Origin of the sequence: Isoptericola sp. NPDC058082, from assembly GCF_042885055.1 — a bacterium.
Taxonomy (GTDB): Bacteria; Actinomycetota; Actinomycetes; order Actinomycetales; family Cellulomonadaceae; genus Isoptericola.
The window spans coordinates 109,858-135,487 of record NZ_JBHVSQ010000008.1 but is presented as its reverse complement, the minus strand read 5'-3'; the positions used below and the strand labels follow the sequence as shown (position 1 = coordinate 135,487).

Below are 25,630 nucleotides of genomic sequence, written 5' to 3'. Positions count from 1 at the left end.
TGGGGCGTCGGGTGGTGCTCAGGCCGGGGCGTCGCGGAAGACCTGCGTGCGCTGCCGGCCGTCGGCGGTGCGGTTGAGCGCGTGGGGGTCGGCGTGGTCGGGGCCCGTGAGGCCGAGCCGGCGCATCGCGGTGCCGGTCATGGCCTCCCCGATCGCGCGGTTGGCCAGCAGCACGGTGATCTCGCCGTCGTTGTCGTAGGGCGGCGCCACCTCGACGACGTCCATCGCGACGATCCCGACCTCGGCCGAGAGCCGCCGCACGGCCCGCAGCACGTCGATGGAGGTGATGCCGCCCGCGACCGGGGTGCCCGTGCCGGGCGCGAACGCCGGGTCGCAGACGTCGATGTCGAGCGAGATGTACAGGTGGTCGGCCTGGTCCAGGGCCTCGTCGACGGCGCGCTCGAGGACCTTGTCGAAGCCGTCGCGGACGATCTCCGCCATGAAGTGGGTGCGCATCTGGCGCTCGTCCATCCAGTCGAGCGTCTCCTGGTCCGGCCAGTACCCGCGCAGCCCCACCTGGACGAAGTTCTTGCCGGGCACCGCGCCGGAGTCGATGAGCTTGCGCATGGGGGTGCCGTGGGAGGCCAGGGCGCCGTTCATGTCGGTGCCGACGTCGGCGTGCGCGTCGAAGTGGACGATGCCGACCTTGCCGTAGCCGTAGTGGTCCGCGACGGCCGTCGCGCACGGCCACGTGATCGCGTGGTCGCCGCCCATGATGATCGGGATCGCGCCCGACGTGACCACGGTCCCCACGAACTTCCGGACCGACTCGAACGTGCCCGCCGTGTTCCCGACGTGGATCGGCGAGTCGCCGTAGTCGCACATCGTGAGGACCTCGAACGGGTCGACCCGCACGTCGAGGTGCTTGCTCGGGAAGCCGTAACCGGCGAACGACGGGACCTGCCGGAGCGCGAGCGGACCGTGGTTCGTGCCGGACCGGCCGCCCGCCGTCGAGTCCCACGGCACCCCCAGCACCGCGACGTCGACGCCCGCGGCGACGAGGTCCTCCGGCGTGAGTGCCATCGGGAGCCGGGCGAACGTGCGGATGCCCGAGTGGCTGCCCGAGTGGCGACGGTTGACGTGGAACAACCCGGGCGTGCGGCCCTCGTTGTAGTCGTCCGTGGCGCCGTGCCCGTCCAGTCCTTCGCCCAGCCGGCGCGGCTGCTCCCAGAAGCCCTCGGGCCACCGGTCGTGACTGTGCTCGTCGCCGCCGTGCGCGTGGTCCTGACCGTCGTGGTCGTCGTGCGCGCCGGCCGTCGTGTCCTGGTCGGCGCCGTCCGTGGTGTCGTGCTCGGAGGTCATGGCGGCGACGCTAGGGCGCTGCCTAATCGTTTATCCAGGCTTCGAGGGGAGCCGAAACGCACGTTTTACCCCAGGCACCACGGCTCGAGACCGCGACACGTGCCCGCACCTCGGACGTAACCGTGGTGAAACGATTTGTCAGACGCCGTCGCGAGCGGGCGTCCCCGCGGTGGACTCCCGCAGGTGCACCGGCGCCGGCACCGTGCGCACCGACCCGACCGCCTCCGACGGATCCTCCTCGCCCTCGATCAGCGCGACGAGCCGCTGGACGCAGGCGACCCCCAGTGCGTGGGCCGGGAGCTCGATCGCCGAGACCGGCGGGTCCTCGCTGAGCAGAGCCGGCTCGTCGGCGCAGGCGGCGACGAGCACGTCGCGGCCGGGTTCCCGGCCCGCCGCCCGGAGGACCTCCATCGCACCGCGGACCACGAACGACGACGCCCCCAGCACGAGGTCGACGTCGGGATGAGCGGCCAGCACCGGACGCAGCAGCTCACGGTGGAGCGCCACGGAGCGCTCCCCGAACGTGGTCTCGACCAGCACCGGCGTCACGCCTCGCTCATCGCACCAGCGGGTCACGACGTCGCGCAGCAGGATGCCCCACCCGCTGTGCGCGTCGGGGGCGGCGAGCAGCGGCCGGCGGGCGCCGCGCGCCGCCGCGGCGTCGAGCAGGGTGCGGACGGCCTTCTCGTGGTTGGCCGCGACCACCGCGCACCGCGACAGCTGCGGCGGCACGTGCTCGCCGGCGACCACCGGGACCGACATCGACATCAGCTCGCGGGCCCGCCGGTCGTCACCGATCGGGTCCACGACCACGATGCCGTCGACCCGCGGGGTCGTCGCGCGAGGCTGGGAGGCGTCGGAGGAGAGGACCACGACGTCGAGATCGTGCTGGTGCGCCGTCTCGATGGCGCCCGCGAGGAACTCGCGGAAGTACGGCTTCGCCAGGGCCGCCGCGGCGTGCTGGTGGTGGATCCCGATCGCCTGGGCGCGACCGGTCCGCAGCCCGCGCGCCAGGGAGTTCGCCACGTAGCCCAGCTCGTCCGCCGTCTGCTGCACCCGGGTGCGGGTCGCGTCGGTCATCCGGCCGCGACCGGTCAGTGCGTGCGACGCCGTCGCGACCGAGACCCCGGCGGCGGCGGCGACCTCCTTCAGCGTGACCGGGCCCGCGGCACGCCACCTGCTCGTCATGCGCAGACCCTACCCGCGAGCGCCGGCCAGGGACGGGCGTGCCGACCTCCCGCCCCGCGTCACGCGTCCATCGGCGTGAGCACGGCGATGCGCCACCCGTCGTCCGTGCGCACGAGCTGGTACACGAACCGTTCGGTGCCCTCGCCGGGCCCGTCGTGGTGCCACGTCACGTCGGCCCACACGCTGTGCGTCGTGGCGGCCGCGACCCGCACGTCCGACGTCATGTCCGTGACGCCCTCGTACTGGCTCCACGACGACCCGAAGAACTGCTCCGTCTGCGCGCGGCTCGTCACCGGCAGCGACTGCCCCGGGAACAGGATCAGGGCCGGTACCGCGTACAGGTCCGCGACCGCCGCCTCGTCACGGTCCAGCAGCGCCTGCCGGTAGCGGTCGAAGAACTCCGCGGCCACGGCGTCCGGTGCGTCCGTGCGGTCGGTGGTCATGGCGTCGCCTCCTTGCGGGTCGTACGTCGACAGATCGACCGTACGCGCGCCCGCGGACACGAGCCTCTGCCCGTCGGCCGTCGGGGAGGGACGGACGGCGGGCAGAGACGGTCATCGCGTCACGGGCGTCACTTCACCGCGACCTCGACACCGCCGGAGAACATCGAGTCGTGCAGCTCGAGCGTCGCCGGGGTGGCGTTCTGAGGGATGTCGAAGACCACGACCCCGTCGACCTTGTTGCCGGGGTTGATCTCGTTGAGGAACGAGTTGGACTCGTCGAGGTAGATCCCGGCCTCGGAGTCCGCCGAGTGCGTCCGCCCCTTCGTGTCGACGAGGCTCTGGCTGCTCCCGTCGAAGTACTGGGCCTCGTCGCCGATGTTCTCCACCGTCATGTGGACCAGCACGAACTGACCCTGCGCCGTCTCGCCCAGGAACTCGTCGCCGACCTCCTGCACGCCGTCCTCGAGCTTGGTCACGGTGAACTCGAACTTGCCGTCGCGGACCTTGTCGCCGACGGCGGGCAGCTCGTTCGACGTCTCGTCCTTCGCGGGCTTCTCGGCCTTCGCGTCCTCGGCGGGCTTGTCCGCGGTCTCGTCCGTCGCCGCCTCCGCCTGCTGCGCCGTGGCGGTGTCGACGTCGGCGACGGCGGGGCTGTCGTCGTCGCCCCCGCCGCCCGCGCTCGCGATGATGACGACGAGGGCCACGACAGCGCCGAGCCCGGTGAGCACCTTGTGGCGGGCGAACCAGTTCTTGCGCTTCTGCGGCGCCGGCGGCATCTGCGGCTGCGGCGACCAGCCCTGCGGCGCCTGCTGACCGGGCTGCGGCTGTCCGTACGGCTGCTGCGCGTACTGCTGCGGCTGCTGGGACGGGTCGGGGTGAGGCGTGGACATGTTGACTCCTGAGGGGTGCGGTGCCACGAGGGCCGGGGCGTCGATCGGAACGGGACGATCGTCCGGCGCGGGGGCACCCCGGCGGATCCTCTTCGCGGCTCGACCGGCCGAGCCGAAAGGTGGACAGGTTTCCCCCACCGTCGAGCCGATCGGGGGACGGCGCCCGGCCCATGGCCGCCGTACGCTGCCCGCATGTACCCGCCTCCACCGAACCCCGCCGACCCGTACGGCCGCCCGCCGTCGGGCGCGCCCGGTGGTCAGGGGGCCGGCACGCCACCCCCGCCGATGTCGCCGTACGCCCAGCCGTACGCCCAGCCCCCGCACGGGGCCTCCCCCTACGCGGCGCCGCCGCCCTACGGACCGCCGCCGCCCGCCGGCCCGGCCGTGCAGCCCGGCGTCCGGCAGCCCTACCGCCCGTACCGTCCCGTCCCCGTCGCGCCCGCGTCACGCATCTCGCCCGGCCGGCGGTTCTGGAGCGTCGCGGGCACGATCGGCGCGATGGTCGTGGCGTGGTCCTGCGCGATGGTCGGGATCGCGTTCGCCACCCCCGTGGATGACCTGGGCGGCGGTGACGTCGCCCTGTCGCTTCTGTGGTTCGTCGTCGCGGTCGGCGTCGGGGCCGCGATGTGGTGGCGGACGTCGCGCCCGGTACTGGTCTGCCTCGCGACCGCGGCGGTCGGCGTCGTCGGTCCGCTCGGCGCCGTCGCGCCGCTCATCGCGCTCCCCTGGGTGATCGCGCGGACGGACCTGAGGCGCAGCCTGCTGTGCGGCGGCGCGACTGCACTCACCCTGCTCGTCACCTTCTGGCGCGACGCCACGACCGCGCCGCAGGTGATCTTCTCGGTGGCGCTCGAGAACGGCTCCACCTCGTACATGTCGCCCGTGGGGTACATCGTGCTGGGCGTGCTCGGGCTCGCCGTCTCCGTCGGCGCCGGGCTCCTGCGAAGGCTCGTCACCGCAAACGCCGACGCCGACGCCGCGCGCCAGGTGGCGCACCGAGCCGACGCCGCGGCCCAGGAGGCACGGCAGCAGGCGACCGTCGAGGCGAGGCGCGCCGACGACCTCCGGGCCGAGTCCGAGGCGCTGCGCACCGAGCTCACGCGGCAGGAGGAGCGCGACCTCATCGCCCGCGAGATGCACGACACGGTCGCGCACCAGCTCTCCCTCGTGTCCCTCGAGGCGGCCTCGCTCGAGGTGTCGTCCGACGACCCGGAGGTCGGGGAGGCGGCGCGGTCCATGCGCTCGTCGGCGCACCGGGCGCTCGAGGAGATGCGCACCCTCATCAGGTCGCTGCGTGACGGCGCCGAGGAGTACTCGGGTACCGCGCCCTCCCTCGGCGACCTGGCCGAACTGCTCGACGGCGCCCGTGAGCGCGGCGTCGACGTCACCGCCACCGTGTTCGTCACCGACGCCGACGCCGCGCCGCCCGTCCTGACCCGCGCCGTCTACCGCGTGGTGCAGGAGTCGCTGACGAACGCTGCGAAGCACGCTCCCGGGGCGCGGGTGGACGTCAGCGTGCGCGCACGCCCCGGTGCCGGGATCGACGTCGTCGTGCGCAATGGTCCCGGTGCCGCGGGCGGCGGCGTCCCCGGCGGTGGCGTCGGCATCCCCGGGATGCGAGAGCGGTGCGGTGCCCTCGGCGGTTCGTTCGACGCCGCCCCGGCCGACGACGGCGGGTTCCGGGTGCGGGCCCACCTCCCGTGGGTGGTCACCGCGGACGACTGAGGTCACCAGCAGTGGCTAGGGTCGGCGTGTGGTCAGGGTGATGATCGTCGACGACGACGCGATGGTGCGCGGATTCTTGCGGACCATCCTCACAAAGAGCGGTCTCGACGTCGTCGCGGAGGCCACCGACGGGGACGAGGTGGTCACCGCCGTGCAGGCCCACCACCCCGACGTCGTCCTCATGGATCTCCGGATGGAGCGCATGGACGGCATCCGCGCCACCGCCGCCACCGCCGCGCTGCCCTCGGCGCCCGGCGTCATCGCCATGACGTCGTTCGACACCGAGTCGGCCATCCTCGACGCCGTCCACGCAGGCGCCGCCGGATTCCTCGCGAAGGACTCCGGCCCGGACGAGCTCGTCGCCGCCGTCCGCTCCGTGGCTGCGGGCGAGGGCGCGCTCTCGCCGCGGGCCGCACGCGTCGTCATGGAGCAGGTGGGCTCCCGGCCGGCCGCACGGGGCCGCCGCGAGGCGCGCGAGCTGCTCGCGCAGCTCACCGAGCGGGAGCTGGAGATCGCCGGGGGCGTCGCCGAAGGCCTGTCGAACGCGCAGATCGCGGAGCGGTTGTTCCTCGGCGAGGCGACCGTCAAGACGCACCTGGCCCGAGCCACCACCCGGCTCGGTGTGAACCGCGTGCAGCTCGCCCTGTTGGTGGACCGGGCGGGGTGACGCCGCTCCGTCCCGGGACATCACTGCTACGCGTACCGCAAGGGCGACGCGGCGGGTCCGCAGATCACGGCGTGACGTCCGTCGTCGAGCATGGATCGCCGCCGGGGCCATGCCCACAGTTCCCGGGACGGCCGGCGTGGTGCTGGCTACGCTCACGCCATGAGGAGAATCCCGACCGCCCGGACTCGGAGCCAGAACGTCTGGAAGTTCCTGGCCACGATCGTGGTGATCCTCGCGGCGGCAGGCGCCGTCGTCGTCGCACTGCCCCTCCTGCTGTCCCTCGGCGCCGACCTCTGACGACTCGGGTCGGCCCGTCGGAGGTCGGCCCTCGGACACCGCACAGAGTCTGCGGTGCAGCAATGAGTTTCGCCCCGTCCGTCGGTCACCACCGACACGCGGGACGTCCGGCCGGCCGTCGCCGCGGCAACCACGGGCCGTCGCCGCGGCAACCGGACAGGAGACCGACCATGGCCACCACGATCCTGGACACCGTGCCGTCGGTCGACGGCCCTGGGCTGACGCCGTGCTGACGCGGGTCGCGGACGGTGTGTGGGCGCACCAGAGCGGGCTGCTCCAGAACAACGCGGTGGTGGTGCGAGGCCCGAGCGGCGTGCTCCTCGTCGATCCCGGGCTCACCCACGACGAGATGGCGTGCCTCGCGCACGACCTCCGCGACCTGGGCGAGCCGGTGGTGGCGGGGTTCGCCACACATCCCGACTGGGACCACGTGCTCTGGCACCCCGGGCTCGGCGACGCGCCCCGCTACGGCACGGCCCGCTGCGCGGCCGAGCTGCGACGCCTGCTGTCGGACCCGGGCTGGGAGGCACGCGTCGTCGAGGGTCTGCCGCCCGAGATCGCGGACGACGTGCCGCTGGACGGGTACGGCCTCGTCACCGGCCTGCCGGACGGGGCGACGCGGATCCCGTGGGACGGCCCGCACGTCCGGGTCATCGAGCACCCGGCGCACTCCCCCGGCCATGCGGCACTGCTGATCGAGGAGCGCCGCGTCCTCGTGGCCGGCGACATGCTCTCGGACGTCTTCGTCCCGATGCTCGACGTCTTCGACGACACCAACGACCCGATCACCGACTACCTCCGCGGGCTGGAGCTCCTGGAACGGGTGGCCGGCGACGTCGACGCCGTGGTCCCGGGGCACGGGTCCGTCGGCGGGGCCGACCAGCTGCGTGCGCGGATCGCGCAGGACCGCGCGTACCTGCACGACTTGCGGGACGGCCGCGCTCCCGACGACCCGCGGATCGGCCCGAGGGCCAAGCCCGGCTGGGAGTGGGTGAGCGACATCCACGAAGGGCAGGCCCGGAGCGTCGCCCACCGACGCGAGGCCGGCGGGTCGCGCGGCTAGCGCGCGGCGGCGTCGGACGCCGTGGCGTCGAGGTAGCGCACGATCCGGTTGACGGCGTCCCGGCCGGCGCGGTTGGCGCCGATGGTGGAGGCGGACGGCCCGTAGCCGATGAGATGGACGCGCGGTTCGCCGTCGACCTGCGTGCCGTCCATGCGGATGCCTCCGCCCGCGGTGCGCAGGTGCAGCGGCCGCAGGTGGTCGAGGGCGGCGCGGAAGCCGGTGTTCCAGAAGATGACGTCGACGGGGACCAGCTCGCCGTCGGGCGTGACGACGCCGTCGGGCTCGATCCGGGTGAACATGGGCCGCCGGTGGAGCACGCCCCGCGCCTCGGCGGCCCGCAGCGACGGTGTCTTGATCAGGCCGGTGACGGACACGACGCTCAGCGGCGGCAGGCCCTCGCGGACCCGGTCGGCGACCATCGCCACCGCGCGCGAGCCGTCCTGGGGGTCGAACGAGTCGCGCCACACGGGCTCCCGGCGCGTGAACCAGTACGTCTCCGCCACGTGCGAGACCTCCTCCAGCAGCTGCACCGCGGAGATCCCGCCGCCGACGACGGCGACGCGCTGCCCGGCGAAGTCCTCCGCCCGCACGTAGTCGGCGGTGTGCAGCTGGCGGCCGCGGAACGTCTCCTGGCCCGGGTAGGCGGGCCAGAACGGCTTCGACCACGTGCCCGTCGCGTTGACGATCGCCCGCGCGGCGACGACGCCGGACCGGCCGCCACCCTCCCAGCGGACGAGCAGCCCGCCGTCGTCCCCCTCCTCGACGCGGCGCACGCGCACCGGGCGGACGACGTCGAGGCCGAGCTCGTGCTCGTAGTCGCCGAAGTAGGCGGGCAGCACGTCGACGCTCGCCGCCTCCGGCTCCACGTCGGGCTGCTCGATGCCGGGCAGGTCGTGGATGCCGTTCACCGTGCTCATCCGCAGCGAGCGCCAGCGGTGCCGCCACGCTCCGCCGGGCCCGTCCTCGGCGTCGAGCACGAGGGAGGTGCGCTCGCCGGTCTCCGCGCCGACCGCGGGCACGAACCCTCGCCGCCGCAGGTGGTACGCCGCGGACAGACCGGCCTGCCCCGCGCCGATCACGACGACGTCCGCAGCCTGCGGCATGTCCTCGGTCGTCGTCACGTGTCCCAGAACGCGCCGCACGCGACCAGGATTCCGGGTGGCTGGGGTCGCCCGTGTCTCGCCATGCGGGAGGGCGCCGGGGCGGGCGTGACCGGCGCCGACGCGGGCGCTAGACAACCCCCGGCCACGCTCCCGACACGGATGGACTCCCCATGACCGTCGTTCCCCCGCCCGTCGTCACCGCCGACGAGCTCCGCACCGCGATCGGGGACGGGTCCACCGTCGTCGTCGAGGTGAGCCGCGGCGGCACGGCCCCGACGCCCGGCGATGGCGCTCGCATTCCCGGCGCGCACGCCGTCGACCTCGCCGAGCTCACCGGCGTGGTGCGGCCCGGCACGGGCGCGACCCCGCTGCCCGACGCCGTGCAGGTCCGCGCCCTCGTCGAGCGGTGGGGCGTGCACGACGCCAGCACGGTGGTCGTCGCCACCGCCGACCACCCGTCCACGGCCACGCGCGCGTGGTGGGTGCTCCGCTGGGCCGGCCTGGCGGACGTCCGCTTCCTCGACGGCGGACGCGCCGCCTGGGTCGCGGCCGGGGGCGCGCTCACCACGGAGCGCCCCGCGGAGGGTGGCGGCACCGCGACCGTCACGCTCGGTGCGCTGCCGACGGTCGGCTCCGACACCGCCGCCGACGCCGCGCGCCGGGGCCGGCTCGTCGACGCGCGGGGCGCGGAGGCCCACGCCGGCACGCCCGACGACGGCGACGGGGCGCGCACCGGCCACGTCCCGGGGGCGGTGAGCCTGCCGGCGGCCGGGGCGCTGCGCGGCGGCGGGCTCGCCGACGAGCCGACGCTCCGCGCCCGGTACGCGCCCTACCTGGACACGGCACCGGCGGGCGAGGCGCCGCTCGTCGCGTCGTGCGGCAGCGGCGTGGCGGCGACGGTCGACGTGCTCGCCCTCGCGGTGCTGGGCGTGACCGTGCCGCTGTACCCGGGGTCGTTCACCGGCTGGGTCTCCGAGGGGCGTCCGGTCGCGAAGGGCGCCTGAGGTCGGGCTGTCAGCCCACCCGACCCGGGCCGCCGGACAGCGTGCCGGGGAACAGCTCCCGCAGCTCCCGGTCGTCCTCGGCGGTCGGCCGCCACCGCGTCGCGAGCAGGTTCTCGTCGAGCTGCTCGGGCACCGTGACGCCCGCGATCACCGAGGCGACGGTGGGCTGCGCGAGCAGCCACCCGATCGCGACGGCGCTGGGCGTCACGCCGCGCTCGGCGGCGAACTTGGCGAACCGGTCGAGCGCGTCCCAGGGGGCCTCGCCGAGCAGGTACGTCTTGAGGTTCGTGATCTTGGCGTCCGCGGGCGCGTGGTCCCTCGTGTACTTGCCGGTGAGCAGCCCGTTCTGGAGCGGGAAGTACGGCAGCAGCCCGAGCCCGTAGTGCTCCAGCGCGGGGATCAGCTCCTCCTCCGGCTTCCGCCACAGCAGGCTGTACTCGTCCGTCGTCGAGACGAACCGCGAGTACCCTCGCGCCGCCGCGACGTGCTCGGCGTCGGCCACCTGCCAGGCCTTGAAGTTCGACGCGCCCACGTACCGGACCTTGCCGTCGCGCACCAGCACGTCGAGCGCCGACAGCGTCTCGTCGATCGGCGTCCGGGAGTCCGGGAAGTGGATCTGGTAGAGGTCGATATAGTCCGTGCGGAGGCGCCGCAGGCTGTCCTCCACGGACGCGACGACGTACTTGCGCGCCCCGGTGAGGCTGTACGACGGCCCGCGGTCGGCGGCCAGCGAGCGCCCGAACTTGGTGCCGACGACCACCTGCTCGCGGCGGCCGCGCAGGGCGTTGCCGAACAGCTCCTCGGACAGGCCGGTGCGGTCGCCGTAGCCCTCGGCGAGGTCGAAGTACGTGACCCCGAGGTCGATGGCGCGGTCGACGATGCGGTTCACCTGGTCCTGCCCGACGGCGCGCATGCCGGTGCGGCCGAAGGTGCTGGCGCCGACGGCGAGCTCCGACAGGACGAGGCCCGAGCGGCCGAGCGTGCGGTAGCCGTCGGGAAGGGTGGCGGAAGCGGGCACAGCGGTCTCCTCGAACTGGTGGGTGGGTCAGCCGTTGTCGGTGTCGAGGAGCCCCTGGAAGGTGGACGCCTCGTACTCGGTGCGGAAGAGGCCGCGCCGCTGGAGCTCGGGGACGACGAGGTCGACGAACGCGTCCGCGGGGCCGCGGTGGTACGGCGGGAACACCTGGACGCCGTCGAGCACCCGCTCGGCGAAGTTCTCCTCGATCCAGTCGGCCACGTCGCGCGCGTCGCCGACGACGGCGGGCTGCTGGTCCTCGCGGGAGCGCAGCACGTACTGGTACAGCTCGCGGAAGGTGGCCTCCTCGCCGAGCTGCGTCGCGACGATCTGCCGCAGGAGCAGGCGGTCGTCGCGCACGTCGCCGGCGCCGCGCTGCACGCGGCCGCGGTACAGGCCCTCGAGCGCGTCGGGCTCGAGACCGTCGATGTCGACGACGTCGAGCACCCGCTCGGAGTCCCGCACGCGGGACAGGTCGACGCCGAGCGCCTTGGAGAACACCTCGGGGATCTCCTCGGCGGCCTGCAGCGCCACGACCTCCCGGAACTTGGCCCGCGCCTCCCGGCCCGTCCCTGCCACGTAGACCGTGACGCCGGGGACGATCTTGAACTTCTCCGGGTCGCGACCGGCCGACGCCACGCGGGCCTTCTGCGCCGCGTACTCGGCCCTGCCCCGGTCGAGCCCGAAGTACGGCGAGAACCGGATCTGCGCCAGGTCGGCGCCGTAGGCGAGCGACTCCTCGGACAGCCCGACGTGGACGTTCGGGACCCGCTGCTGCACGGGCCGCGGCACGTTGAGCGGCCCGCGCACCTCGAAGAACTCGCCGCTGTGCTCGATGCGGTGCCAGCTCCCGGGCCGGACGAGGGTGTCGTCCGCCTTGTCGTCGAGCAGGAAGTCCTCGTCCCAGCTCTCGTAGAGCAGCCGGTTGACGACCTCGGTGAATTCGCGGGCCCGCGCGTACTTGGTGCCCTCCGTCGGGACGGGGTTGCGGCCGAAGTTGCGCGCCGGGTCGCCCTCGCGGTCGATGCCGAAGACGACGTTGAGCGCCGTCCGCCCGCGCGAGAAGTGGTCGAGCGTCGCGAGCTGCCGGGCGGTCGCGTACGGGTGCTCGAAGGAGCTGTTGACCGACATGAGGAACCCGAGGTGCTGCGTGACGGCGGCCGCGTACCCGGCGTAGACGAAGTTGTCCCACCGGTAGATGCGGTTGAGCCGGTCCGGCTCGCTGCCGAGCGCGCTGCCGGAGAAGACGTAGTCGAGCTTCCCCCGCTCGGCGGTGCGGGCGACGTCGACGATCACGCTCGGGTCCACGAGGCCGCGGTTGTCGGCCTCCGGCAGGCGCCACCCGTTGAGGTCCCAGCCGGTGCCGTACGCGGCCAGGCCGATGCGGAGCTTCCGGTCAGCCACGGGCGGCCTCCTCGGCGGGCGCGGCGAACTGGTTCGGCGGCACCGGCAGCCCGAAGTGCCCGCGGAACGTGTCGGACTCGTACTCGGTGCGGAACACGCCCTTGTCCTGCAGGATCGGCACGACCTGCGACGTGAACCGCTCCAGCTGGTCGAGCATGAACGGCGACTGGATGTTGAACCCGTCCGCGGCGCCGGCGTCGAACCACTCCAGCAGCGTCGTGGCGACGTCGTTCGCCGTGCCGATCGCGAGCGGGAAGCCGCCCCCGAGGGAGCTGTGCAGCAGGTCGCGTCCGCGCACGGTGCCGGCCTCGACGGTGCGGTCGGTGCGCTCCGCGACCAGCGCGAGCAGCCGGCGTCCGGCCTCGTTGAACGACGCCGCCACCGCGGGCGTCACGACGCCGTCGAGCCCCAGCGGGCGCAGGTCGGCGCCGACGCGCTCCCCCACCGCGCGCAGGCTGCGCGTCCCGAGCGGCAGGCCGCCGCGCTGCGTGGCGAGCGCACGGAAGCGGTCGCTCGCGTAGTACTCCTCCGGCTGGTCCCCGGCGACGGGGTCGGAGTCGATCGGCAGGCCGGCGTTGAGGCGGTCGAAGAGGTCGATCGCCTCCTCGCGGGTGTCCCCGATGACGGGCGTGATGCCCGGCATGAAGAAGATCGGCTCGTCGCGGCCGCGCAGGCGCCGCGCGCGCTCGCGGATGTCGGCGTTGAACGCCGCGGACGTCGCGAGGTCCGGCGGGCCGGTGAAGTTGACGTCGCAGTACTGGGCGGTGAGCTCGCGGGACAGCTCGGACGCCCCGGCGTAGAGCAGGGGGACGTGCCCCTGCGGCGGGCGCAGCATCGGCAGCGTCCCGGCCACGGAGAAGAACTCGCCCTGGTGCTCCAGGCGGTGGATCTTGGTCGGGTCCAGGTACTCGCCGGACTCCTTGTCCTGCAGGTACGCGCCGTCCTCGATGCTGTCCCACAGGCGGCGGATCACCTCGATGAACTCGGCCGCGCGCCGGTAGCGGCTCTCGCCGCCGAGGTCCGGGAGGCTGAAGTTCTTGGCCGCGAGGTCGTTCGCCCCCAGCACGACGTTCCAGGCCAGGCGGCCGTGGCTCAGGTGGTCGAGCGAGGCGGTGAGCCGCGCCAGGGTGAACGGCTCGTAGAACGTCGGGTGCGCCGTGACGGCCAGCCCGATCTTCGACGACTGCAGCGCCAGCTGCGACGCGAGCGTGAACGGCTCCAGCCGGCCGCCGTTGTGCGTCGTCCCGTAGTGCTCCTTGTAGACGTCGCCGGGCAGCGTGTCGCCGAGGAAGAAGAAGTCGAACTTCGCGTCCTCGACCAGTTGCAGCACCCGGCTCGGGTACTCGAGGTCGAAGGCGTCCGGCGTCGCCGCCTCGGGCAGCCGCCAGCCGCCCCAGTGGGTGCCGTTGAGCCAGTACATGTACCCGAGGTGCAGCTGGCGTCGGGCCGGCTCTGCCATGTCGTGTTCCTTTCGAGGTGGTGCGTGACGGTGTGGTGCGCGGCGACCCGGGGCGGCGCTCACGACCGGCCGGGGACGGCGTCGGCCGCCCCCGGGATGGCGGCGAGGAGCTCGCGGACGTAGTCCGTCGCGGGGTCCGTGATGACGTCGAGGGCGGGCCCGCGCTCGACGATGTCGCCGTGGCGGAGCACGAGGATCTCGTCCGAGATCTCCGCGATGACCCCGAGGTCGTGCGAGATGAAGAGGTAGGTCAGGGCGAGCTCGTCCTGCAGAGAGGTCAGCAGGTCGAGGATCTGCCGCTGCACGGTGACGTCGAGGGCGGAGACGGGCTCGTCGAGCACCAGCACCTCGGGCCCGGGGGCGAGCGCGCGGGCGATCGCGACGCGCTGGCGCTGCCCGCCGGACAGCTCGGCGGTGTACCGGTCGGCGAGCGCCGCCGGCAGGCCCGTGACGTCGAGCAGCTCGTCGACGCGCCGCGCGCGGTCCTCCTTGCCGCCGATGCGGTGGCCCGCGAGCGGCTCCTCGAGGATCGACCGCACGGTGGTGCGGGGGTTGAGGGACGCGAACGGATCCTGGTAGACCATCTGGACCGTGCGGTAGAGCGGCGCCTGGCCGCGCCCGCGCCGATGGTGCACGACGGGCCGGCCGTCCACCGTGATCGTCCCCGCGTCCGGGGCGCCGAGGCCGGCCAGCAGCCGCACCAGCGTCGTCTTGCCGGAGCCGGACTCCCCGACGATGCCGAGCGTCGTGCCGCGCCGCACCTCGAAGCTCGCGTCCCTGACGGCGGTGACGGCGGCACGCCCGCGGTGCGCGCGGAACGTCTTCGACACGTCCCTCGCCTCGACCACGACGGGCGCGTCCGCGGGGACCCGCTCCTGGCGCCGCTCGCTCCGGACCCGCGCGGCGTCGGCCCCGGAGAACCCGAGCGACGACGACCGCAGCAGCTGCTCCGTGTACGGGTCGCCGGGGTGCGCGACGACCTCGTGCGTGCGGCCGGAGCGCACCAGGCGACCGTCCTTGAGGACGGCGATCTCGTCCGCCCGCTCGGCCGCCACGCCCAGGTCGTGGGTGACGAGCAGGACGGCGAGGTCGTTCTCCTCCACCAGGCCGTCCAGCAGGTCGAGGATGGTCCGCTGCACGGTGACGTCGAGCGCCGTCGTGGGCTCGTCGGCGATGAGCAGGCGCGGCTGCGTGGACATGGCGGCGGCGATGAGGACGCGCTGGCACATGCCGCCGGACAGCTCGTGCGGGTAGGCGTGGAAGATCTTGTCGGGCTCGCGCAGCCCGACCTGCTCGAAGAGGTGGATCACCCGCTCGCGCCGCTCCTGCTTGGTCGCGAGGCCGTGGGCGCGCAGCGGCTCCCCCGCCTGGACGCCGACGGGCAGCAGCGGGTTGAGGCCGAGCAGCGCGTCCTGCGGGATGTAGCCGATCTCCTTGCCGCGCACCGCGCGGCGCTCCCGCTCCGGCAGGCCGGTGAGCTCGCGCCCGCCGAGGGTCACGGTGCCGCCGACGACGCGTCCGTTCCCGGCGAGCGTGCCGGTGACCGTGCGGCCGAGGGTCGACTTGCCCGACCCCGACTCCCCCACCAGCGCCAGCACGCGGCCCGGCTGCAGGGAGAGGCTGACGTCGTCGACGACGCGCGTGGCCGGGCGGCCGCGCACGGCGAACTCGACGCTCACGCCGTCGAGCGTGAGCAGCGGCTCGCGCTCGGTGCTGGTGTCAGGCGACGACACTGGTCCTCCCTCGGTTGAGCGACCGCCCGATGCGGTAGACCGCCAGGACGGAGACGACGACCACGAGCCCGGGCAGCAGGCTGAGCCACCACTGGGTCGCGATGAAGGTGCGCCCCTCGGCCACCAGCAGCCCCCACTCCGGCGTCGGGGGCGGCGCACCCAGGCCGAGGAAGCTCAGCGACGCGACGGTGAGGATGGCGCTGCCGATCTCCATCGTGGCGAAGGCGAGCACCGACCGGGACGCGTTGGGCAGCACGTGCCGGGCCAGCCGGTAGGCGTAGCCGTGGCCGGCGAAGACGGAGGCCTCGACGTACCGGGCGTTGCTCACCTTGAGCACCTCAGAGCGCATGAGGCGCGCGAACGTCGCGGTGCTGTTGATGCCGATGGCGATCGCGATGTTGATGGTGCCGTGGCCGAGCGCCGAGATGATCGCGAGCGAGACGATGAGGCTCGGCACCGACAGCATGATGTCGATGAAGCGCATGAGGACGCTGTCGAGCCACCCGCGGACGGCGCCCGCGACGAGCCCGACGACGGACCCGCCCACCAGCCCGATGAGCACCGCGACCACGGCGGCCTGGATGGACAGACCGGTGCCGTGCACGGTGCGCGTGAACTGGTCGCGCCCGAGGTCGTCGGTGCCGAACAGGTGGGTGGCGCTGGGCGCGAGCAGCATGGCGTCGCCGTCCTGCGCGAGCGGGTCGCCGGGCGCGAACACCGACGGCGCGACGGCCGCGACCAGCACCACGACCAGCCACAGGTACGAGACGACGAGGCTCGGGGTGCGCAGGACGTCGAGCAACCACAGCCGGGCCCGGGTGCCCCGGCCGACGCGCGCGGGCCCCGCCGGCGCCGCGCCCCCGGGCGCCCGACCGAGCGCGCTCGTGCGTTCGATGACGCTCATCAGCCGTCCAATCGGATCCGCTTGTCGATGACCGGGTAGACCAGGTCGACGAGGAAGTTGACAGTGACGAAGATCAGCGCGCTCACGGTCACGGCGATGAGGACGACGGGCATGTCCCGGCCGTTGACGGAGTCGACGATGAGGCGCCCGACGCCGAGGCGGGCGAAGACCGTCTCAGTCAGCACGGTGCCACCGACCATCACCCCGACGAGGGTGCCGAGCGCGGTGACGACGGGCAGCGCCGCGTTGCGCAGCGCGTGCCGCACCACGACGTCGAACCGGCTGAGGCCCCAGCTGCGCGCCGTCTCGATGTACGGCGAGGACAGCGCGCCGCGCAGGTTCGCCGTGAGGAGCTGCGCGATGGTGCCGCCGCCCGCCACCGCGATCGACAGGGAGGCGACCAGGAGGCCGAGGAACGAGTCGTCGCCGAACGCGTCGATCCAGCCGAGCCGGAAGGCCACGACCTGCACGAGCACCAGGGCGACCATGAACGGCGGCAGCGACACCGCGACGGGCGGCAGCGAGATCAGCAGCTCCCGCATCCACCGCCAGCTCGTGAGCTCGATGACCACGGCGAGCGACACCCCGAGGAGCACCGCCAGCGCCAGCCCGACGAACGCGAGCTGCAGCGTCGCCGGGAACGACTCGAAGAAGACGTCGACCGCGGGTCGCCGCTGGTAGAGGCTCTGCCCGAAGTCGCCCGTCACGGCCCCGGACAGCGCGTCCCAGTACTGCACGAGGACGGGCCGGTCCAGGCCGAGCAGCTCGCGCTGCTCGGCCAGGAGCGTCTCGATGTCGCCGCCGGAGGCGCCCATGGTGAGGCCGCCCGCGGCGTCGCCCGGGACGACGTAGAGCAGGAAGAACGCGCCGGTGAACGCGCCCCACACCACCACGACCGCGTACGCCAGCCGCCGCAGGCTGTACCTCACCATGTCGGGTCCTACTTCTCGGAGAGCCAGGCGTTGTACAGGTACTGGTCGAGGCCGACCGGCTGGATGTCGTGCACCGTGGGCTGGAACGCCCAGATGTCCGTGTCGTTGACGATCGGCAGCACGTAGGCGTCCTCGACGAGGAGCTGGCTCGCCTCGTCGACCACGGCCTGGCGCTCCGCCTTGTCGGTGAGCGTGTTCTGCTCCTGCAGCAGCGCGTCGAGCTGCTGGCCGGCCTTGTCGTCCTCCGCGATGAACGAGCGGTCCGAGCCGGTCGCGACGCCGTAGTTGGCCCGCAGGACGTCGGGGTCGGGGGTCGAGTGGTACCAGTACGCGATGTCGTACTCGCCGGACAGCAGCTTCTCGTTGGCCTCCGCGTCGAGCGGCGGGTCGAGCACGAGCTCGATGCCGAGCTCCTTCCACTGCGCCTGCACGACCTGCTCCGCGGCGCCGTCGCGCGGGAAGCGCAGCGACAGCCGCTCCCCGTCGGCGTTCACCCGGATGCCGTCGCCGCCGACCTCGCTCCACCCGGCCTCGTCGAGCAGCTTCTTCGACAGCTCCGGGTCGTAGGCGAGGTACTCCGACTGGTCGGAGAAGTACGGGTTCGCCTCGCTGAGCGGCCCCTTCGCGACCTTGTCGTAGCCGCCGGAGACCAGCTTGGTGAACTCCTCGCGGTCGATCCCGTGCTGGAGCGCCTGGCGCACCCGGACGTCCTGGAGGAACGGCGACGACGTGTTGACGGGCCACTCCGTGCCGGTCGCCGGGTTCACCGTCTCGGTGATCGTCAGGCCGGCGCCCTCGAGCTGGGACACGTACTTCGCGTTGACCCAGTAGATGAACTGCAGCTCGTCCCCGGCGATGACGGCGCCGTTGCGCACCGAGTCCTCGGGGATGATCTTGTAGACCACCTCGTCGAGATAGGCCGGCCCGGTGCGGCCGAAGTACTCCGGGGCCCAGTCGTAGTCGGCGCGCTTCTTGAGCACGATCCTCTGGTTGGGCGTGTACTCCTCGAGGGAGAACGGGCCGCTGCCGTCGATCGACTTCTGGCGCTCCTCGACGGGCAGCTCCGCCGTCTTGGCCGACACGATCCCGGCGTGCGCCCGCGACAGGCTCACGAGGAACGCCGCGTTGGGCTTCTCGAACTCCACCTCCACGACGTTCTCCGCCGGCGTGCGGATCTCCTTGATGCCCTCGACGATCGTCTTCGCGCTGGAGTGGATGCCGGGGCGGGCGAGGCTCTCGAAGTTCTTCTTCACCACCTCGGACGTGAGCTTCGTGCCGTCGTGGAACGTGACGTCGTCGCGCAGGGTGAACGTGTAGACCCGCGCGTCCTCGACCGTCCAGTCCGTGGCCAGCCACGGCTCGATCTCCTGGGTCTCCGGGTTGAAGAACACCAGCGAGTCGGTGAGGGCGCGCGCGACCGTGCGCCACACCTGGTTGACGACGGCGGCGTCGACGCCGTTGGGGTCGGCGCTGAGCCCGATGCTCAGCGTGCCGCCCGGCCGTTCGCTCTCGGGCACCGTCTCCTCGGCGGCGTCACCGCCGCCGGCGCAGGCCGCGGCCAGCAGGGTCACCAGTGCGGCGACGGCGGCGAGGCGCCACCGTCGGGGTCCGTGGGTCGTCGACACGGTCGTCCTCCTGCGGTTCGGGCGTGCGCACGCCAGCACCTGGCGCGACGGAGCAGGAGGCTGGGCCCGCGGGGCGGAGGAGTCAATCGTCGGCCGCGATTGCTCACGATCTGAGACGCGCGTCCCACGTTCCGCGCCGGGGCGGACCCGGCTACCGTCGGTGTCCATGGCTCCCACGACGGACGGTGGTCGCACGGCGACGGTGATCGGGGGCGGCGTCGGCGGTCTGGCCTCGGGCCTCGCGCTGGCGCGGCACGGCTGGGACGTCACCGTCGTCGAGCGCGCGACGTCGCTGGACCCGGTGGGCGCGGGGATCGTCGTCGCCCCGAACGCGGTGCGGTCGCTGGACGCGCTGGGCGTCGGCGACGCGACGCGCGGCCTGGCCGCGCTGCAGGGCGAGCTCGGGCTGCGTCGTCCCGACGGGCGGTGGCTGGTGCGCGGCCGCGCGGAGGGCGCGACGTCGCTGTTCGGCGACCGCACGCTCATGCTCCACCGCGCGCAGCTGGTGGCGCTGCTCGCGGGCGCTCTTCCGGCCGGGGCGCTGCGGCTCCGTACGACGGCGACCGTCACGGATCCGGGCACGACGTCCCGCCCGGCACGCGTGACGACGACCGACGACGCGGGCACGACGACGGAGGCCGACGCGGACCTCGTCGTCGCGGCCGACGGCATCGCGTCCGCCACGCGCACCCGCTGGTGGCCGAGCGCTCCCGACCCGGTGTCCGGCGGGTCGACGGCGTGGCGGTTCGTGACCCCGCGCGTCCCGGGCGTCGTCGGCTCCGAGATCTGGGGCCGCGGGATCGTCGCAGGGGTCATGCCGCTGGCCGACGGGCGGGTCTACGTGTACGTCTCGGTGGCCGACGCCGCCGGCGTCCCGCGCGACCTCGGCGAGCTGCGCGCCCGCCTCGCCGACTGGCACGACCCGGTCCCCGCGCTGCTCGCCTCCGTCGACGACGCCACCGCGCTGCGGCACGAGCTGCGGCACCTGCCCGCTCCCCCGGCGTCGCTCGCGACCGGCCGGGTCGCGCTCGTGGGCGACGCCGCGCACGCGATGCTGCCGAACCTCGGGCAGGGCGGGTGCCAGGCGCTCGAGGACGGCGTGGTGCTCGGCGCGCGCGTCCGCCCGGACGACGACGTCGCGGGCGCGCTGCTGCGCTGGTCGGCCGAGCGACGGCCGCGCGTCGCGCGGGTCATGCGGATGTCGGCCCGGGTCGCCGGCCCGACCCTGTGGACCTCACCCGTCGCCACCGCCGCCCGCGACGCCGGGATGCGCGCCGTCGGCCCGTCGACGGCGGCGCTGGGCCCGCGGGCCCTCCGCCCGGTCATGGCCTGGCGGCCGCCGGAGGACTGACCGCCGAGGTCGGTCCGTCACGCCGGCGCGAACAGCTCGGGCCGCTCCTCCTGGATGTGCGTGATGTCCTGCAGCACCACGCGCAGGTGCTCCCGCAGCCGGGCGACGGCCGCCGGGACGTCCCCGGCGGCGAGCGCGTCGACGACGGCGGCGTGCTGCGCGACGAGGTCGGTCATCTTGCCGCCCTCGGGCAGGGAGAGCCGCCGCGCACGATCCATCTGGGCCTTGGCCGACGCGACGATGCGCCACGCGGACTCGTGCCCGCACGCGCGAAGCAGCAGCTGGTGGAACTCCTCGTCGAGGTCGAAGAAGCGTGACGCGTCCCCGTCGCGGTCGGCCTCGCCCTGGCGCACGATGTGCGCCCGCAGCTCGGCCACGTCACCCGCGCCGACGTTCGTCCCGCCGACCTCCAGGGACGTGCACTCGATCGCCTCGCGCACGAACTGAGCGGCGACGACGTCCTCGTACCGGATCGGCCCCACGAAGCTGCCGCGCTGCGGGAAGACCTCCACGAGCCCCTCCTCGGCCAGCAGGATGAGGCTCTCGCGCACGGGGGTGCGACTGACGCCGAGCCGCGAGCCGATCTCCGCCTCGGACAGGGGCGCGCCGGGCGCGAGCTCGAGGTCGATGATCTGCCGGCGCAGCCAGGTGTGGACGAGTCGGCGGGTGTTCTCCCCACGGACCCGCGCGGTCAGGAGCGGCGACGACGACGGCATGGCCCGATTGTGCCGTAGTTCCAGCCGTCGTGTTCTAGCGCACTAGTATGCTAGCGTGCCGCCGGTCCACTGCGAGGAGGCAGCAGCATGAGCAGCACCCCGACCCGCGCCGTCGATCCGAAGACGTTGCGCAAGACCGTCGGCGCCTCCGTGATCGGGACGATCGCGGAGTACTACGACTTCTTCATCTACGGCACGGCCTCCGCGCTCGTGTTCAACAAGATCTTCTTCCCCGAGACGGACCCGCTCGTCGGTACCCTCGCCGCGTTCTCGACCTATGCCGTCGGGTTCTTCGCCCGCCCCCTGGGCGGGCTCGTGTGGGGACACATCGGCGACCGCCTCGGCCGGAAGAAGGCCCTGGTCTTCACCCTCCTGCTCACCGGGCTCGGCACGTTCGCCGTCGGCCTCATGCCGACGTACGAGCAGATCGGCCTCTGGGCGGCGGCCATCCTCGTGGTGGTCCGGCTGATCCAGGGCTTCGGCGTGGGCGGCGAGCAGGGCGGCGCCGTCCTGCTCACGGCCGAGGCCTCGCCGCGGGACCGCCGCGGCTTCTACGCGAGCTTCGTCCAGCTCGGCTCACCGGTCGCGTACCTCATCCCGACGGCGCTGTTCGCGAGCCTGCAGCAGTGGATGGACCCGGACGCCTTCCTCGCCTGGGGCTGGCGCGTGCCGTTCCTGCTCTCGATCGTCGTCGTGGCCGTCGGCCTGTTCATCCGCTCCCGGGTCGACGAGTCCGAGACGTTCAAGGCCGCCCGGGACCGCAAGGCCGCGTCCCACGCGCCGCTGCGCCAGCTCTTCGCGCACCGTCGCCGCGAGGTGGTCGGCGGCTTCTTCGCCAAGTTCGTCGAGGCCGCGATGTTCCCCTTCTACACGATCTTCCTGGTCGCGTACGCCGACAACAACGGCTACGACTCGGGCCTCGTGCTCGAGGCGGTGATCATCGCGATCCTCGTGGAGATCGTCATGATCCCGGTGTGGGGGCGCCTCACCGACCGGATCGGGCGTCGCCCCCTCTTCCTCGGGTTCGCGGTGCTGAACCTGGCCCTCATCGTCCCGGCGTTCCTCGCCGTGCAGTCGGAGAACCTGGCTCTGATCGTCGCGCTGCTCGTCGCCGGCCTCGGCCTCGGCCACTCCGGGACGTACGCCCCGCAGGCCTCGTTCTTCCCCGAGCTGTTCGACTCGTCGGTCCGCTACTCGGGCGTCTCGGTGGTGTGGCAGTTCGGCTCGATGGTCGCCTCCGGGCCGTTCACGGTGGTCGCGACGGCGCTCCTCGTCGCCGCGGACGGAGGCTTCTGGCTCGTCGCGGTCTACACGGCGGTGCTGGTCGTCTGCTCGATCGTCGCCCTGCTGCTCCTGCCCGAGACGGCGCCCGCCCGCCGCGGGGGCCAGGAGTACGCCGACTGGCCGCTCTTCGACGAGTCCCCGGCCGAGCCCGTGGCCCGACAGCAGTAGTCCGCGCAGGGTTCCCCGGTCGCTGTCGTCCTACGCTGACACAGTCCCCACGCCAGCCGCCGAGGAGCTGAGTCCCGCGTCGTCCGACCCCCGCCCCACGAAGGACGTTCCCAGCGCTGCCGCGCCCGAGGGACAGCTCCACCGGAGCCTGTCCCTGCGGCACCTCGTCGTCTACGGCCTGCTGTTCATCGGGCCGACCGCGCCCATGGGCACGTTCGGCGTGCTGGACGCGCGCAGCAACGGCGCGGTCGCCCTCGTGTTCGTGGTCGCGACCGTGGCGATGGCGTTCACCGCCTGGTCGTACGCCCGCATGTCCGTCGCGGTCCCGAAGGCGGGGTCGGTCTCGGCCTACGCGACCGCGGGGCTGGGGCGGCGACCGGGCTTCATGGCCGGGTGGATGATCGGCCTGGACTACCTGTTCATCCCGAGCCTGGCCGCGCTCTTCTGCGGGATCGCCAGCCACGCCCTGTTCCCCGCGGTGCCCGTCTGGGCCTTCACCGGCGTCGCCGTGCTCCTCATTACGGGCCTGAACCTCGGCGGGGTCCGGCTCGCCGCCACGGTGGGGTTCGTCGCCCTGGTCGTGGAGATCGTGGTGCTCGCCGCCTTCTGCGTCGGCGCGGTCGTCGTGCTGGTGCACGAGGGCCCGGCCAGGCCGTGGCTGTCTCCCCTGACCGGGCTCGACGGGTTCACGCTCGCCGGCACGCTCGGGGCGGTCTCGGTGGCGGCGCTCGCCTTCCTGGGTTTCGACGCGATCGCCACGTTCGCCGAGGAGAGCACCGGCTCCCCGCGGCAGATCGGGCGGGCCCTGATCTTCTGCCTCGTCCTCGCCGGGGCCCTCTTCGTGCTCCAGACCTACCTGGGCGCGCTCCTGACGACGGCGACTCCCCAGGAGCTGGCCGCGAAACCCGAGCAGCAGGGCACGATCTTCTACACGACGATCAGCGAGGAGATGGGGGCGTGGCTCGGCACCACCGTCACGACGGCGCGCGCCATCGGTCCCGTGCTCTCCGCGCTCGTCGCACAGGCCGCGGTGAGCCGCCTCATGTACGGGATGGCGCGCGACGGACAGCTGCCGGCACGGCTCGGGTCCGTGAGCCGCCGGACCGGCGTGCCCCGCCTGGCGACCCTCGTGTCGGCGGTCGCGACGCTCCTCATCGCCGTGGCGGCGGCGGTCCGGCCCGACGGCCTCGACCTGCTGTCCTCGATGGTCACGGTCGGCGCCCTGACCGCCTTCGTCTTCCTGCACGTCGCCGTGGTCGGCTACTACGTCGTCGGCGGGCGCACCGACCGTCGCGTCCTCCACACGGTCGTCCCCGCCGTCGGCCTGGCGATCGTCGTCACCGTGCTCGTCCTGGCGAGCCACCTCGCCCTGGAGGTCGCGGCCGGCTGGCTCGTCCTGGGCCTGGTCATCATGGTCGTGCGCGGCAGGCGGCGTGGCGCGTCCGCCGTCGGCGAACCTGGAAATTGAGTCGGGGTGGCTCAAGTTGAACCGGTCAGCAGCAACTCACCTGGAGGAGGACAGCATGACCACCACCCTGACCCGCACCCCGTTCGCCGACGCCTGGCTCCGCGACCTGTGGACCCCGCGCCTCGCGGACCTGTCCCGGACGGAAGGCCCCGTGCCCGCCGCGGACGTGTACCGCGACGGCGAGGACCTCGTCGCCCGCCTCGACCTGCCGGGCGTGAACCCGGCCGACGACGTCACCGTCGAGGTCGAGGGACGCAAGCTCGTCGTGCGCGGCGAGCGCAAGGACCAGCGCTCGGAGGAGTCCGAGGGCCGACGCATCTCGGAGGTCCGCTTCGGCGCCTTCCGCCGCGTCGTCACCCTGCCGAAGGCCGTGGACGGCGACGCCGTGACCGCGTCCTACGACTCGGGCGTCCTGACGGTCACCGTCGCCGGCGTCTTCGCCGGCACGACGCCGCAGCGCATCGAGGTCACCAGCGCCTGATCCCAGGCTGATCTCAGGCACCGCCCGACGGCGCCCGGTCGCACCCGCGACCGGGCGCCGTCGTCGTCCCCGGACAGGACGCCGTCACGCCCGCGCCCCGCGTCTCGTCGTCACCGTGAGCACCCGATGAGAAGACGGACGAAGACGGACCGAGGAGACGAGATGTCGCACAGGACGCAGGTCGTGGTGGTGGGCGGCGGGTACGCCGGGGTGACGGCGGCGAACCGTCTGACGAAGCGGGACGACGTGGCCGTGACGCTGGTGAACGCGCGCCCCACGTTCGTGGAGCGGATCCGGCTGCACCAGCGGATCGCCGGGTCGCACGACGCGGTGGTGGACTACCGGCGGGTGCTGGCGGACGCGGTACGGCTCGAGGTCGCGACCGTGGAGCGGATCGACGCGGCGGGGCGGCGGCTGGTGCTCGCGGACGGCGGCACGCTCGGCTACGACTACCTGGTGTACGCCGTGGGCAGCACCAGCGCAGCCCCGGCGGTCCCGGGCGCGGCAGAGCACGCGTACCCGCTGGCGAGCCTGGAAGAGGCCGACCGGCTGGCTCCCGAGCTGGCCGCCGCGGGCCGGGACGCGCACGTGACGGTGGTGGGCGCGGGACCGTCCGGCATCGAGACGGCGTCGGAGCTGGCGGAGCAGGGGCGCACCGTGACGCTCGTCGCGGGCGAGCTGGCCGGCCCGTACCTGCACCCGAAGGGCCGGCAGGCGGTGCTCGCGCAGCTGGTGCGCCTCGGCGTGACGGTCGTGGACGGCCCCGCCGCCGTGGTGACGGCCGTGACGGCCGACGCCGTGCAGCTCGCCGACGGCCGCGACCTCCCCAGCGACGTGACGATCTGGACGGCCGGCTTCGGCGTCCCCGACCTCGCCGCCCGCAGCGGCCTGAGCACGGACGCCGAGGGCCGCCTGCGCGCCGACGAGACCCTGACCAGCGTCGACGACGAGCGGATCGTCGCCGCCGGCGACGCGGCCGCGCCGTCGGACCTGCCGTTCCGGATGAGCTGCCAGGCCGCCGGGCAGCTGGGCGGCGCCGCGGCGGACACCGTGCTCGCGCGGCTCGCGGGGACGGAGCCCGCGCCGGCCGTGGTCGGCTTCGTCGGGCAGTGCCTCAGCCTCGGCCGGGGCGCCGGGCTGTTCCAGTTCGCCCGGCGCGGCGACGTTCCCGTGCGGGCGTTCCTCGGCGGGCGGCTGGGCGCGCGCGCCGGGGCCTGGCTCAAGGAGCTCGTGTGCAGGAGCACGGTCCAGGGCCTCGTCTGGGAGGCGCGCCGGCCCGGCAGCGTCCGGTACCCGGCGTTCATCGGCGACCCGCGCCGGCAGGAGGTGCTGCGCGCGCGGCGCGAGACCGCGCCGCACGACGTCGTCCCGGTCGCCTGACGCGCGACCCGACCAGAGACGCCGACAC

At 73.6% G+C, this 25,630-nt stretch carries 23 protein-coding genes; 10 read left to right on the top strand and 13 right to left on the bottom strand.

What is annotated here, in order from left to right:
* Positions 1-18: 18 nt before the first annotated feature.
* The 4 genes from speB to ACFVS0_RS12880 form a co-directional block, all read right to left on the bottom strand.
* Positions 19-1,302, bottom strand: coding sequence for an agmatinase (gene speB, locus ACFVS0_RS12895; protein ID WP_430550971.1), 1,284 nt, complete (start codon positions 1,300-1,302; stop codon positions 19-21).
* A 138-nt stretch (positions 1,303-1,440) separates the two neighbouring features.
* Positions 1,441-2,490 (bottom strand): LacI family DNA-binding transcriptional regulator, encoded by a 1,050-nt coding sequence (locus tag ACFVS0_RS12890; protein ID WP_430588194.1) that lies wholly within the window; start codon positions 2,488-2,490, stop codon positions 1,441-1,443.
* A 59-nt stretch (positions 2,491-2,549) separates the two neighbouring features.
* Positions 2,550-2,933 (bottom strand): DUF4440 domain-containing protein, encoded by a 384-nt coding sequence (locus ACFVS0_RS12885; RefSeq protein ID WP_430588193.1) that lies wholly within the window; start codon positions 2,931-2,933, stop codon positions 2,550-2,552.
* A gap of 128 nt (positions 2,934-3,061) precedes the next feature.
* Complete coding sequence (locus ACFVS0_RS12880) at positions 3,062-3,823, bottom strand: DUF4352 domain-containing protein (protein ID WP_430588192.1); 762 nt, start codon at positions 3,821-3,823, stop codon at positions 3,062-3,064.
* Between the two features lie 192 nt (positions 3,824-4,015).
* Here ACFVS0_RS12880 and ACFVS0_RS12875 point away from each other — a divergent pair, with 192 nt between their 5' ends.
* The 4 genes from ACFVS0_RS12875 to ACFVS0_RS12860 all read left to right on the top strand — a co-directional run bounded on the left by ACFVS0_RS12875 (position 4,016) and on the right by ACFVS0_RS12860 (position 7,575).
* On the top strand, positions 4,016-5,548 hold the full coding sequence (locus ACFVS0_RS12875; protein WP_430588191.1) for a histidine kinase: 1,533 nt from the start codon (positions 4,016-4,018) through the stop codon (positions 5,546-5,548).
* 28 nt (positions 5,549-5,576) lie between these two features.
* Positions 5,577-6,215, top strand: a complete 639-nt coding sequence (locus ACFVS0_RS12870; protein WP_430588190.1) for a response regulator — start codon at positions 5,577-5,579, stop codon at positions 6,213-6,215.
* 159 nt (positions 6,216-6,374) lie between these two features.
* Entirely contained in the window at positions 6,375-6,512 is a 138-nt protein-coding gene (locus ACFVS0_RS12865; protein ID WP_430588189.1) for a hypothetical protein, read from the top strand.
* A gap of 226 nt (positions 6,513-6,738) precedes the next feature.
* Positions 6,739-7,575, top strand: coding sequence for an MBL fold metallo-hydrolase (locus ACFVS0_RS12860; RefSeq protein WP_430588188.1), 837 nt, complete (start codon positions 6,739-6,741; stop codon positions 7,573-7,575).
* On the opposite strand, the gene ACFVS0_RS12855 is transcribed toward ACFVS0_RS12860, so the two are convergent.
* Positions 7,572-8,678: an FAD-dependent oxidoreductase gene (locus tag ACFVS0_RS12855; protein ID WP_430588238.1), complete on the bottom strand. Its 1,107-nt coding sequence runs from the start codon at positions 8,676-8,678 to the stop codon at positions 7,572-7,574. The two genes, ACFVS0_RS12860 and ACFVS0_RS12855, sit on opposite strands and share 4 nt — an antisense overlap.
* Before the next feature lie 170 nt (positions 8,679-8,848).
* Between ACFVS0_RS12855 and ACFVS0_RS12850 the strand changes: the two genes are divergently transcribed.
* The gene (locus ACFVS0_RS12850; RefSeq protein ID WP_430588187.1) at positions 8,849-9,682 is read left to right on the top strand and encodes a sulfurtransferase; all 834 of its coding nucleotides are present in this window, start codon (positions 8,849-8,851) and stop codon (positions 9,680-9,682) included.
* Between the two features lie 10 nt (positions 9,683-9,692).
* Here ACFVS0_RS12850 and ACFVS0_RS12845 read toward each other — a convergent pair whose 3' ends face one another.
* Genes ACFVS0_RS12845 through ACFVS0_RS12815 form a run of 7 tightly spaced genes read right to left on the bottom strand, consistent with a single transcriptional unit; the run spans position 9,693 to position 18,754 of the window.
* On the bottom strand, positions 9,693-10,700 hold the full coding sequence (locus ACFVS0_RS12845) for an aldo/keto reductase (RefSeq protein ID WP_430588186.1): 1,008 nt from the start codon (positions 10,698-10,700) through the stop codon (positions 9,693-9,695).
* Between the two features lie 27 nt (positions 10,701-10,727).
* Positions 10,728-12,101: an NtaA/DmoA family FMN-dependent monooxygenase gene (locus ACFVS0_RS12840; protein ID WP_430588185.1), complete on the bottom strand. Its 1,374-nt coding sequence runs from the start codon at positions 12,099-12,101 to the stop codon at positions 10,728-10,730.
* Entirely contained in the window at positions 12,094-13,560 is a 1,467-nt protein-coding gene (locus tag ACFVS0_RS12835) for an LLM class flavin-dependent oxidoreductase (protein ID WP_430584845.1), read from the bottom strand. Before ACFVS0_RS12835 ends, ACFVS0_RS12840 begins: the two co-directional genes overlap by 8 nt.
* Positions 13,561-13,619: 59 nt before the next feature.
* Complete coding sequence (locus tag ACFVS0_RS12830) at positions 13,620-15,293, bottom strand: dipeptide ABC transporter ATP-binding protein (RefSeq protein WP_430588184.1); 1,674 nt, start codon at positions 15,291-15,293, stop codon at positions 13,620-13,622.
* Complete coding sequence (locus tag ACFVS0_RS12825) at positions 15,280-16,197, bottom strand: ABC transporter permease (protein WP_430563103.1); 918 nt, start codon at positions 16,195-16,197, stop codon at positions 15,280-15,282. Before ACFVS0_RS12825 ends, ACFVS0_RS12830 begins: the two co-directional genes overlap by 14 nt.
* Positions 16,197-17,129, bottom strand: coding sequence for an ABC transporter permease (locus ACFVS0_RS12820; protein ID WP_430550956.1), 933 nt, complete (start codon positions 17,127-17,129; stop codon positions 16,197-16,199). Before ACFVS0_RS12820 ends, ACFVS0_RS12825 begins: the two co-directional genes overlap by 1 nt.
* An 8-nt stretch (positions 17,130-17,137) precedes the next feature.
* The gene (locus ACFVS0_RS12815) at positions 17,138-18,754 is read right to left on the bottom strand and encodes an ABC transporter substrate-binding protein (protein WP_430588183.1); all 1,617 of its coding nucleotides are present in this window, start codon (positions 18,752-18,754) and stop codon (positions 17,138-17,140) included.
* A 166-nt stretch (positions 18,755-18,920) separates the two neighbouring features.
* On the opposite strand from ACFVS0_RS12815, the gene ACFVS0_RS12810 reads away from it, so the two are divergent.
* Positions 18,921-20,105: an FAD-dependent oxidoreductase gene (locus ACFVS0_RS12810; protein ID WP_430588182.1), complete on the top strand. Its 1,185-nt coding sequence runs from the start codon at positions 18,921-18,923 to the stop codon at positions 20,103-20,105.
* 17 nt (positions 20,106-20,122) lie between these two features.
* On the opposite strand, the gene ACFVS0_RS12805 is transcribed toward ACFVS0_RS12810, so the two are convergent.
* Positions 20,123-20,821, bottom strand: coding sequence for a GntR family transcriptional regulator (locus ACFVS0_RS12805; protein ID WP_430550953.1), 699 nt, complete (start codon positions 20,819-20,821; stop codon positions 20,123-20,125).
* 87 nt (positions 20,822-20,908) lie between these two features.
* Between ACFVS0_RS12805 and ACFVS0_RS12800 the strand changes: the two genes are divergently transcribed.
* The 4 genes from ACFVS0_RS12800 (at position 20,909) to ACFVS0_RS12785 (ending at position 25,602) form a co-directional block, all read left to right on the top strand.
* Positions 20,909-22,273 (top strand): MFS transporter, encoded by a 1,365-nt coding sequence (locus ACFVS0_RS12800; protein WP_430550952.1) that lies wholly within the window; start codon positions 20,909-20,911, stop codon positions 22,271-22,273.
* Between the two features lie 67 nt (positions 22,274-22,340).
* The gene (locus ACFVS0_RS12795) at positions 22,341-23,741 is read left to right on the top strand and encodes an APC family permease (protein WP_430551039.1); all 1,401 of its coding nucleotides are present in this window, start codon (positions 22,341-22,343) and stop codon (positions 23,739-23,741) included.
* 55 nt (positions 23,742-23,796) lie between these two features.
* On the top strand, positions 23,797-24,222 hold the full coding sequence (locus ACFVS0_RS12790) for an Hsp20/alpha crystallin family protein (protein WP_430588181.1): 426 nt from the start codon (positions 23,797-23,799) through the stop codon (positions 24,220-24,222).
* A gap of 162 nt (positions 24,223-24,384) precedes the next feature.
* The gene (locus tag ACFVS0_RS12785) at positions 24,385-25,602 is read left to right on the top strand and encodes an NAD(P)/FAD-dependent oxidoreductase (RefSeq protein WP_430588180.1); all 1,218 of its coding nucleotides are present in this window, start codon (positions 24,385-24,387) and stop codon (positions 25,600-25,602) included.
* Positions 25,603-25,630 lie beyond the last annotated feature (28 nt).